The organism is Paracoccus sp. Ld10 (assembly GCF_045064235.1).
Lineage (GTDB): Bacteria > Pseudomonadota > Alphaproteobacteria > Rhodobacterales > Rhodobacteraceae > Paracoccus.
In genome coordinates, this window is sequence record NZ_JBISHD010000021.1 from 16,303 (window position 1) to 27,052 (window position 10,750).

Consider the following 10,750-nt stretch of genomic DNA (forward strand, 5'->3'; position numbering starts at 1 on the left):
ACGGGCATATCGACCGGCCGGTCAAACCCGCTCTTCATCATCCTTGTGCAGAAAAACCGAATCCAGATCCATCCGCGCGGCGATGGCAGGCCACAGGCGCTCGATCAGGTGGAATTCTGTGCCGTCTGTCGGGATTGGCTCGTTGGGCCAGGGGTGGTCTTCTCCGAACAGGTCCAGCATCTGACGGGCAACGTCGGCGCGAGTCCAGAACATGTTACCGACCGGGAACAGCAGCGGGTTGTCCGGCATGGGCCCCGGAAAGCGGTCTGCGACCCTGGACAATAGACGACGCGAATCGTCCCAGGGAACGAAATGCGGCTCGAACGGGGCGACCATGCCGACACCGGGCTGGCCTATCCGGCGGATGGCGCTCGACAGGCTGTCCCGGTCACCCAGCAGGATGCGATGCAGGAACTGCCGCCATACATCGCCATGCGATGTCGTCTGAACAGATTTCTTCTGGTGCAGGTGGCACCAGATGCGGTCATCACCCGCCAGCCCATCGCGCCCGAACAAGCGCAGGAACGGTAGGATGTCGCGGCCTTGGTTCGGCACCAGCTGGGTCTCGATCGGCAGGCCTCTGTCGGCGCCCATCTGGCGGATGGCAGTGGCCTTGGCCTCGGTATCGGTGGTGATCAGGATACGCCGGGCGCGGGCAAAGGCCGCATGGTTGCACAGGTCTTCGGGCAGGTCGTCGACATAGAAGGCGTGGATATGAATTGCAAATTCAGGAACTTGCAAGTCGTCTGGGGAAACGGGCTGGTATTTCTCCACCCGCAGGCGCCGGTGGACCCAGTTGTCGGACGCTGCGACGGTGTCGCAGGCGTCCTGAACGTCGCGCCACAGAAGGCGGCGACCATAGCCGAACAGCTTTTCGCGTTCGCGGCGACGCAGCGGGCGGTCGGTCTCGGACTTGGTGAACAGCAGCGGTATGTCGATGGCACTTTCGCCTAATACGAAATTGCGCTGCCGCGACAGGCGGTCCTGCAGCGCGCCGCGGATGCGGTCGAACAGTTGTGGGCCCGTGTTCGGCGCAGTGGGCGCGTCGTCTTTGGCAGTGCCGACCTTGCGCGGCAGTGCCAGCAGCGCGCGCACCGCTGCCGCGGGCTCGGCATAAGGCGTGCGCATGATCCTGTCGGATCCGCGATAACGATCGTCGGCAAAGCCGGTCGCACCATCGAAGCAGACCATATACTGGCCGCGCTGAATCGCGTCGAAGACCACGTTGGGCAGCGGGTCCAGCCGCGATGACAAGAACATCGCGTCCGCCGCATCCATCACGTCCAGATATAGCGGTCCCGCCGGCAGGAAGAACAGGTTGCCGTCCCGGCTGTTCGCCCCCGCCTGGCGCAGGTGATAGTCAAACCAGACGCCGAACCCCATGTCCTGATGGTTCTGCCCGTCGCCGATCCAGACGAAGATCGTGTCGGGGTCGATCCCGGCGCAGATCTGGGCGGCCTGGGCAAAGATGTCGGTGCCCTTGCGCCATTGCACGTGGCCGGCCCCGCAGATCAGCCGCTTGCCAGTCAGGTCGCAGCCGAGCGCCTTTGATAAGGCCTGCCGCGCATCCAAGCGGCGCATCTCCGTGACCTGGCCATGGATCAGAGGGTGCTGGGGAATGATCGTGCTATCGTTGGCGGTGTCAAAGGTGACATCGGCCAGCCGCCCCTGCCAGCTGTCGCGGACATGTTCCGACGAAAACACCAGCAGGTCCGAAAACGATGCCATGTAAACCGATTTCCACGACGGAAAAGTATAATCTGAATATTCGTGAATATAAGCCGCAAAGGGAATGTCCTGCGCGACCAGTGCATGAATGAACGGCGCGCATTCCACCGAATTCAGGATTGCTTGCTCGATGTTACGGAACACGTCAGCGTTTACATAAGGCATTTCGTGCAGCGGGTTCGCGGTAATCAGCGCGCCGCAGCAATGCGGCAGGAACTGGTCCATCAAGTCACCACCGCGCAGCGCGGCCACAGCGACGTTGTGTGTGCGGCTGGCCTGTCGCACCAGATCGCGGCCGACGACTGGTGCGCCGGTGCGCGACATCTCGTGGACGCAAATCAGCACGGTGGGTCGTTCGGGGCAAAATTCCTGCTGCCCGGGATGCAGGCCTTTGCGCAGATCGGCCAGCGTGCGGCGTCCGCCCTCGATCCAGGCAAAGCGCAGATAGTGCATCAGCGGGTTCATCCCGGCGGCATCGATGTCGGGGTACCATTCAAGATAGGCTCGCATCGAGAAATCGGAGACAAGCGAATCCACAGGATCGCCTAACTGGATCAGCTCAAACGCCAGCTCCGCGGCATCGGAATGGCCTGCTTCAAACAGGTCGCGCAGGGCAGGGTCGGTGACCAGTGTGGCCAGCCCCTGGTCGATATGCGGCACTTGGCAGCGCAGCTGCGCGTAATAGGTACCGTGGCGGCCCTCGACCCGACCGTAATCGGTGAAATGGCGCAACAACGCGTCGTCATCGCCCGCGACCTCGGGATAGGTCCGGGCATAGAAAGCCGCATCAAACCGGAAATCTGGACGCTGGTAGATGATGCCGGCGCGGTGGGCATGACGAGTCCAGATGTCGTTGGGATGTTGCATTCAGGCTCCTGCAAAGGCGGCGGCAAGAAAAGCAAAGCGCCGGTCGTCAGTCATCGGCCGGGCCGACAAGTCGCGCGTCAGCGACATTAGTAGTGGGCTGCTTGCCACCATTGCGGACAGGCGGAACGCGTTTACATGCCCGTCGGGTGTTGCGGTCCAGGCAACAGGTGCGATTTCCATGTCAGGCAACTGTTCGCTTAACGGTTGAACATAGTGCAGCGGGCCCATGTGCTCAGCAAGAATTCGGTAAAGAAGGCGGGAGCAGTCAGCCAGCGCCGCAAAGGCCCCGGCCCCGTCCTGCATCTGGGTGACTCGTATGACCACTCCCCCAACCGCCCCGGCGGGGGCAGGAAGGTCCAGTTTTTCAAAGCTGCCATCAGGGCCCATAAGGACAATAAAATCTTTTTCTTTCAAGAAGCCCATAGGCAGTCCGGCCATTTTCTGACCCGCCTTCGCATGCACGAGGATCATCATGCCCGCCCCTTCCGGTTCGCCTGCGTGTCTGCCATCGCTCGCCCTGAATGGTGGCCGGATAACCGAAGGCGGCTTATGGCCTAGACCTGTTCGTCTTTGCAATGCAGCATTTTTGCGGTAAGAATACTCTATCCGCGACCCGCCCACGGACATCGCTATGGTTGCATGTGATGATTGATCTGGGTGAAATCGGAATCCCGTAAAGAAAATGGATACTTCCTCATGTCCCGAACTCTTGTGATTGGCGGCTGCGGCTTCATCGGTTCCCATATCGTCGACAGCCTGATCGCCCGCAATCATCGCGTACGGGTCGTCGACATGAAGCCTGAGGCGTTCCGCGCGCCCCTACCTGGCGTCGACTATATCCGGGGCAGCTTTGCCGATGACAACGTCTTGGCCGAGGCGCTGCGCGATGTCGACGCGGTCGTCCACACTGCCAGCACGACCGTACCGGCCACATCAAACCTGGACCCTGTGGCCGATATCAAAGGCAACCTCATTGGTACCGTGCGCCTGTTGCAAGCGATGCGCACCAGCGGAGTACGCAAGCTGGTCTTTCTGTCGTCGGGTGGCACGGTTTATGGCATCCCCCAATGCGAGGTCGTGGACGAGACCCATCCGCTGGCGCCCATTAGCTCCTATGGCATCGTCAAGGTCGCGATCGAGAATTACTTGCACATGGAACACAAGTTGCACGGGCTAAACTATGTCGCCTTGCGTGCGTCCAACCCTTATGGCCCGCGCCAAGGCCATGCCGGGCTACAGGGTATTATCGGTACATGTCTGTGGAAGATCGCCAAGGGCGAACCGATCGAAGTCTGGGGTGACGGCAGCGTTGTGCGGGACTTCATCGACGTACGCGATCTAGCAGAACTGACCTCGATGTCTCTAGAATCCTCGATCAAAGGCTGTTTTAACGCCGGGTCAGGCGAAGGCGCGTCGGTCAACCGCATCGTGCAATTGACCAGCCATATCACCGGGCACGACCTGCAGCCGGTCTACAAATCGGGCCGCGGCTTCGACGTGCCGCGGATCGTGCTGGACATTGGCCGTATCCACCATGCAGTCGGTTGGTCTCCGCAGATTCCGTTGGATCAAGGGATCCGAGATAGCTGGGACTGGATGCTGCACAGCAAACAAGTTTCGGCTGCGGCCTGACCTCTTAGCTTTCTGCAGTATTGTACTTAAGCGAAAGGCCTTGGCTGGCTGAAATACCAGAGCTCTTCTCCAAATCAAATTTGAGCACCGTCTGAGTTGTTTCAAGGTCATAGCCTGGGCCTCGCCCCAGACTTCGACCATGCATTCCATATAGTCTGATCCGTTCGAAACGACCCCATTCTTTACGCGCTCGTGAAGCGCTTAAATCCTCTGTTTGAGGATTTGGTCTGCTTGCTCCTTAATAGATTTTTCTGGCAAAGGTCATGGCACGGCATAGGCGCGCTCCTTTGATGGTGGAGTGTACTATGGCAAGAAATGAAAGTGTAATTTTTTACACTCTCCACGCCCCTCCGGTCTCCGGCCCGCAGCGCCCCCACAAGGCTGGCAAGGGACAGGAATCAAGCCGCCGCAGGCGGCTTCTCTTCCCCTGGGCGCGACGCTGATCTGTTTGAGAAAAATGTGCCCTTCCCCCGGCAGGGGCGAACGGTATAATTTGGACGCAGGAAAAATTGTCTAGTGAGTGCTGCACATTTTTCTCAAATGGGGGCGCGACGATGGCGAATGCTGTGGATGCCGTGATGGGCACGCTTCAGATCGACAAGCGGCGGAACGGTGGCTCGTGGCCCCGGCCTCCTGTCGGGTCGCGCCGCTTCGCGATCCTCCGGGTTGCCAAGATCAGCGGCAAGGGCAAGATGGCCGCAGCTGCTCAGCACAACCTGCGCGAACGGGATACCCTGAACGCCCGCCCCGAGGACCACAGCCGCAACATCCACCTGGCCGGCGCCAGGACGGCAGACGAGCTGATGATGCTCTGGGAGGAACGTGCCCCGGAGAAGATCCGCAAGAACGCCGTTCATGCCCTCGAATACGTGGTCACGGCCTCCCCCGAGAAGATGGCCGAGATGGGTCAGACCAGGAGCGAGGATTACCTGCGCGATGCCCTGACCTGGCTGCAGGACAAGCACGGAGCCGAGAACATCCTCTCCGCCGTGATCCACAACGATGAGATTACCCCGCACTTGCAGGTCATGGTTATCCCCCTGGACGACCGCGGCAAGCTGAACGCCCGTGCCTTGGTTGGCGGCAAGCCCCAGCTCTCCGCCATGCAGACCGATTTCGCCGAACGGGTTGGGGTCAAATACGAGCTGGATCGCGGCATCGAACGCTCCGGCAGACGTCATGAGACCATCAGGAGCTACTACGGACGGGCTACGGAGAACGAGACTTTGGCCCTACGGCTTCCAGAGCGCGCCAGAGGCGGGTTTCTGGGCCGTGGCGCGGAAACGGATGCCGAATACCGGGACAGGTTCTCAGAAGTCGCCTCAGAGGCTGTGAGGGCTGTGGCAGGCCGTCTGTCGGGGGAAAGGGATACCATCGCCCAGGAGCTGGCCGAAGCGAACCTGCGTGCGGCCGACAGCGAGGCCAAGGCTCAAAGGCATGAACGGAGCCTCAAGGTCCTGGAAGTGGCCTGCAACGTGGCGAACCACGGCGGCCCTGAGCAGCAGAACCTCCTGGATGAGTTTCAGGCCCGGTACCTCGAACTGGCGCGGAACCTTCCAGCCCATGTGCGCTACGCGATCGACGGCATCCTCAACGAACATGACCGCCAGGGCTTCGATCAGATCGAGGCGGAACGGGTTGCCAAGGAACGCCACGCCGAAGCACGGGAGATTTCAGCTGCGCGCGAACGGGACAGGGCAGCACAGCAGGAGCGTGAAGCCCGCGAAAGAGCCGAACGTCAGCAGGACAACCGTGAGCGCGATACAGGGTGGGAAAGGTAGAAAACGCCCCGGCCAGGCAATGCGATCGTCCTGAGGATGATAGGAATGACGATCATGACTGTCATACATTGTATGTCAGTCATACAATGTATGACAAACGTGTCGGTTGTGACAAACGCGGGCGCGAGCCGGGCTATTTCTTCACAAGCAAATCCCGACATCGCCGCAAGTGTGACAACAGCTTTTCGTGCTGCTGTGGATAACCCTTTCCCCTTCTTGCCTGATCATCCCCATTCCCGCGTGGCATCTCGCCGATGCGTCCCGCACCCCATGATCGCAAGTCCAAGCCGAAAACTCGCTGACAGGTAAAAACCGGGCCAGTCCACGCCGACCGGCGTTTGCTCCCTGGTAGGATAAGATCGTGATCAAGGGACTGGAGAGTGGATATGATGAGACGAAAGTCCAGCCGTGAGTTCAAGACAGAGGTTGTGAGGTTGGTAACTGATTGAGGCGTAGCGGTATCGCAGGCTGTACGCGATTTTGATTTGTCCGAGAGTGTTTTGCGCCGCTAGATGAAGGAGCTGAGTGCAGCCCCGGCTCTTGCCTTTCCCGAAGACAGATACGGCTGGTAGCAAGACTGCAAGTAGCCTCATTTATCATTCACTAGCATCTTTCGACTGCCCTTCGGTTCAAAAATCTGGAGCAGTTTTTTTTGGGGATAAGCATTTTAGTTTTTTTAATTTCTTCCTTTTTACAGCGATTAAGACTTTGTTTAAAAAACATAATATAGCCTGAATGTGACTTATCGGGCGAGGTATCGTGACTTTATGGGCGAGGTATGGTGACCAATAGGGCGAGGTATGGTGACTTTTCGGGCGAGGTCCCTGCCACGTCGTGCCACCTTTCTCCTTATCGTGACTTTTCGGGCGAGGTCCTCACGCGGCTATTAGAGATTTTCGGCAGTGGCTTCCAAAGAGACTCCTTTTTAGCCTACTGTGACTCGCGAACAGGGATGGGTCACAATGCATGAGGGATGAACCTCGCCCGAAAAGTCATGATAGCTCTGCAGGTACCCTTGGGGCTTTCCAACGGCGCGGCGAGGTCATCAAGCCTGCCGAACTGATCGAGGTTCGTGGGGGTGAGAAGATCACGCTAGCCGCACGCAGGATCTACAACCAACTGTTGTCCAATGCCTTTGGACCTGAGATGGCGGCCGAGGGTCAGGAGTACCGTATCCCCTTTTCTGAGCTGCGCGGCAACCACACCTCAAACGATCGGGTAACCGAGGCAATCCTCAGCCTCATGCAAACAGTTGTGCGTGTCAGAATGTCTGACGGATCAACTCGCAATGTCCACCTCCTCGGACCAACCGATGTCGAGAAGTTCGGCCCAGGCATCGCCACAATGCTGACCTATGAGCTCCATCCTAAGCTGCTGCCGATCCTGCGAGACAGCCAAATTTTCGCGCGCTTGGAGATGCAGATCTTGCACGGCTTCGGCACGAAGTACGGGATGGCGTTGTACGAGATCATCGCCAAGCGGATCGGCTTGAAGCATGTCTTCTACAACGACTTTGAGACCGACGAGCTGCGGGATTATCTTGGCGTCCCTCACGGGAAGCTAGGGCCCTTTGCAGCGCTGCGTCGCAAGGCCATTGAGCCGGCGGTGGTAGAGGTGAACGCTTTGGCCCCCTTCTCATGCCGTGTCGACACAATCGAGACGCAGGGGCGGAAGGTGACTAAGCTACGGCTGTCCTGGTGGCTTAAGACCGTGGAGGAGAAGAAGGCACAGTGGGAGGCTCAGCAAGGCAAGCAGGCCGACCTGTTCATGGACCAGCTCCCAGAGGTCACTCTGTGGGATCCATGATCGTCCAGTTATTCAAAGATGCACTGTTGAAAATGTGCACAAATGCAAGGGGGCAAAAATGCAGGTGATCACCATTGCAATGCAGAAGGGTGGCGTAGGTAAATCCACCCTCGCCCGCTCGCTTGCAGTGGCCGCAGCTCGAGATGGCCTGTCGGTCTTGATGATCGATATGGATTCACAGCAGAGCGTGAGCCAGTGGGCAGAACGTCGCGAAGGCGACATGCCGGTGGTGGTGTTTTCAACCGAGAACGAATTGCCGAAGAAGCTGGCCCAAGCAAAGGGCGTGGCCGATCTGGTAATCATAGACACCCCCCCTGCCCGCTCGACTGAGGCGCCGGCCGCCGTTGAGGTCGCCGACTTAGTGCTGATTCCCACCACCCCTGACGTTGAGCCTCTTGAGCAAATGCCCAGGACTTTGCGCCTCTGCCGTGGCTTTTCGCGCCGGGTGTTCGCGGTGGTGAATATGGCTAACCCCACCGGTCCGGCAGAGGTCGCCTACACGCGTGAGGTTATCGAGGCCATGGGCGCCAAAACTGCCCCTGTGGTCCTGCATCGCCGCAAGGCCCACCGGGACGCCAGCGCCTCTGGACAGACCGTCCAAGAGGTAGACCCGAACGGCAAGGCTGCTGCGGAAGTGGAAAGCCTGTGGGCGTGGGTTCGCGCAGAACTACAGGGCAGCGAATGAGTAGTTGTGCAAGAGTGGGATTGTGCACTTCGGCACAAGTACAGTTGGGCAATAGCGCAGGGGTGCAGAAATGAAGAAGCCAAATCCGCTTCTGGCGGCGATGATGTCTAAGGAACCTGAGCCGGAAATGGCTGCTGCGCCAGTGGCGCCAAAGCCTGCTGCGAAGCGAGCGCCGGAACCAGTAGCTGATAAGCCAGCAGCCAAGAGGGCAGGGCAGAAGCACCTCGGCGCCTACTTCGACAAGCGCGATCCCATTCTCGAGCGGGTGGCAATCCTGCGGGCCCGCCTAGACATGAACAATTCCGAGCTGATCGAGTATGCGCTGCACGAGCTATGGAAGCGCCACGAGGCGGGCAGGGCTTTCGGGGAGTAGCGAGATTGTGGGAAAGTGCACAAGTGCAATTGATCAGATTCGCACCTTCGTTGAGACAAAAGACCTCACAGCGTTGTGAGCGCAACGAGGCCAGTACAGATGAGGTCTAATAAGGGACCTGCCGGTGATAGACCTGCCTGACGAAGAAGGTGCTGTTTGGCATGGCGCTCAGACAGACGACGGGGTTTGTCGAGAGCCTCCTGAGGTTGATCGACCTGGACTGGGCCGTGTCGCCGTCCTGAACGGCTTCACCGCGCTCGGAATACCCCTCACTGAAACCGTAGGATGAGTCTGTCCGGGGATAGGGGAACCGCAACCGGCAGACCATTTGTGCAACAAAGCCGTCCGTTGCTGAAACACGAGTCCTGATCGGCAGAATATAGACAAAATTCCCATTTTGGCGATAATTTCGCGCACCAGGATCTTTTGAAAATTGCCTTCTTCACCAAGCCAGTGCGCCGGGCTCACCTTGCGATCTCCTGGTGCCTGAGGAAACGCCCGACGCTCATCTCATGCGAGCTTTTGAATAGAAGCTCGCATGACGGCTCAGTCCGAAATTCCAGCAAAGCAAGGAGAAGTCTGCCTCCTTTGCGAGGAGTCGCTTTCCTCATGCAAAGTTTAAGGATAAAATATCGGAAAAGCCTGCAAGGACATGCTCGTGCCCGTCGCCTCTCAAACCACCTGGAACAAGGGCCGTGTGGTGGGCAAGAAACCACCCCTCACGCCCGACCAGGTCGCCCTGATCCGGCTGATCCTGCGCCAAGAGAACGCCCTGCGCAGCCTGGCGCTGTTCAACACCGCTCTCGATACCAGTTTCCGGGGCTCGGACCTGGTGCGCCTCCGGGTTTCGGATGTGGCTACCCCGGCAGGGGTGCGCGAGATCGTGGAGATCCGCCAGAAGAAGACCGAAGCCCGCCAGGCGCGTCCGGTCCAGGTGCGACTGTCCCCGGGCACGCGCGAGAGCCTGCGCGCCTATCTGGCCGCCTCCGAACGGCCGCTGCATGGCTGGCTGTTCACGGGGCAGGGGGCACGGTGGTCGCACAACCACCTCAGCGAGAGCCAGCTTTGGCGGCTGTTCAGGTCCTGGCTGGACAAGGCCCGCATCGATCCCAGCCTCTATGGACTGCATTCGCTGCGCCGGACCTTCCCGACCCATATCTACCAGCAGACCGGCAACCTGCGCGCGGCACAGCTCCTGCTCGGCCATGCCAGCATCGAAAGCACCAAGGAATACATCGGCACCGAACAGGCCGAAGCTCTGGAAATTGCCCGCAAGTACCACCTTTGAGCCATGCAGACCTATCTGCAAAAGCACATTCCTGCGAAGAACATTTCCCGATTCTATCGGCTGGCCGTGCTGCCTAATCTATTTGATGAATAGAAGCTCTATCGGGAGTGGGAAACCCCGCCCGCAGTGCATCCGGTAACAGTGGTGATATCACCTATTTTTCCATGAAGCATGAATTACGAAGGGGCAGTCTCAGGAATCCCTGACTCTGGGTTCTGCAGAAACGCTCTAAGGCCCATCCCAAATACCATCCGCTGGCGAGGAAAGCATCTAAGCCTAGAACTTTCCCGGAAGATAGAATATCGGCTTCTAGGGAAGCTTTGGTTCTCTCCATATTTTACGGCGAGCCACAGTCATGACAGATTCGAACGAAACTAGGCTCCAGACTCATTGATTTTAGACGGTTTGCCTGATTCATGCTCTGCAAGGCGACCTGATCAATGAGCAACCTGTTCTGGCTGACGGAAGCAAAGATGGCGCGCCTTCGCCTTTTCTTTTCCAAGAGCCATGGCCGGCCACGTGTCGATGATCTGCGTATCCTGAGCGGCATTATCTTTATCAACTGCAATGGCTTGCGGTGGTGCGACGCA

Annotated in this window: 9 protein-coding genes and 1 pseudogene; 8 read left to right on the forward strand and 2 right to left on the reverse strand. The window is 58.8% G+C overall.

The features are described 5' to 3' along the window. Positions 1-21: 21 nt before the first annotated feature. Complete coding sequence (locus ACJJVR_RS05235; RefSeq protein ID WP_405402786.1) at positions 22-2,595, reverse strand: rhamnan synthesis F family protein; 2,574 nt, start codon at positions 2,593-2,595, stop codon at positions 22-24. Beyond that, positions 2,596-3,069 (reverse strand): hypothetical protein, encoded by a 474-nt coding sequence (locus ACJJVR_RS05240; protein WP_405402788.1) that lies wholly within the window; start codon positions 3,067-3,069, stop codon positions 2,596-2,598. A gap of 183 nt (positions 3,070-3,252) precedes the next feature. Between ACJJVR_RS05240 and ACJJVR_RS05245 the strand changes: the two genes are divergently transcribed. From ACJJVR_RS05245 to ACJJVR_RS05280, 8 genes and pseudogenes are all read left to right on the forward strand, one after another. Beyond that, positions 3,253-4,227 carry an NAD-dependent epimerase/dehydratase family protein gene (locus ACJJVR_RS05245; protein ID WP_405402789.1) on the forward strand — a complete coding sequence of 325 codons (975 nt, stop codon included), beginning with the start codon at positions 3,253-3,255 and terminating at the stop codon, positions 4,225-4,227. A gap of 554 nt (positions 4,228-4,781) precedes the next feature. Beyond that, positions 4,782-6,008 (forward strand): MobV family relaxase, encoded by a 1,227-nt coding sequence (gene mobV, locus ACJJVR_RS05250; RefSeq protein ID WP_405402791.1) that lies wholly within the window; start codon positions 4,782-4,784, stop codon positions 6,006-6,008. Positions 6,009-6,974: 966 nt separating this feature from the next. Next, positions 6,975-7,814, forward strand: a complete 840-nt coding sequence (locus tag ACJJVR_RS05255; RefSeq protein ID WP_405402792.1) for a replication initiation protein — start codon at positions 6,975-6,977, stop codon at positions 7,812-7,814. 58 nt (positions 7,815-7,872) lie between these two features. Beyond that, a complete protein-coding gene (locus tag ACJJVR_RS05260; protein ID WP_405402794.1) occupies positions 7,873-8,499 on the forward strand; it encodes an AAA family ATPase in 627 nt (208 codons plus the stop codon). Positions 8,500-8,569: 70 nt separating this feature from the next. Beyond that, positions 8,570-8,872 (forward strand): hypothetical protein, encoded by a 303-nt coding sequence (locus tag ACJJVR_RS05265; RefSeq protein WP_405402795.1) that lies wholly within the window; start codon positions 8,570-8,572, stop codon positions 8,870-8,872. A gap of 131 nt (positions 8,873-9,003) precedes the next feature. Continuing rightward, positions 9,004-9,102: pseudogene (locus ACJJVR_RS05270) on the forward strand (transposase); the annotation flags it as partial. 422 nt (positions 9,103-9,524) lie between these two features. Next, complete coding sequence (locus ACJJVR_RS05275; protein ID WP_405402797.1) at positions 9,525-10,160, forward strand: tyrosine-type recombinase/integrase; 636 nt, start codon at positions 9,525-9,527, stop codon at positions 10,158-10,160. 440 nt (positions 10,161-10,600) lie between these two features. Beyond that, a partial coding sequence (locus ACJJVR_RS05280; RefSeq protein WP_405402801.1) for a transposase occupies positions 10,601-10,750 on the forward strand: 150 nt, incomplete at its 3' end.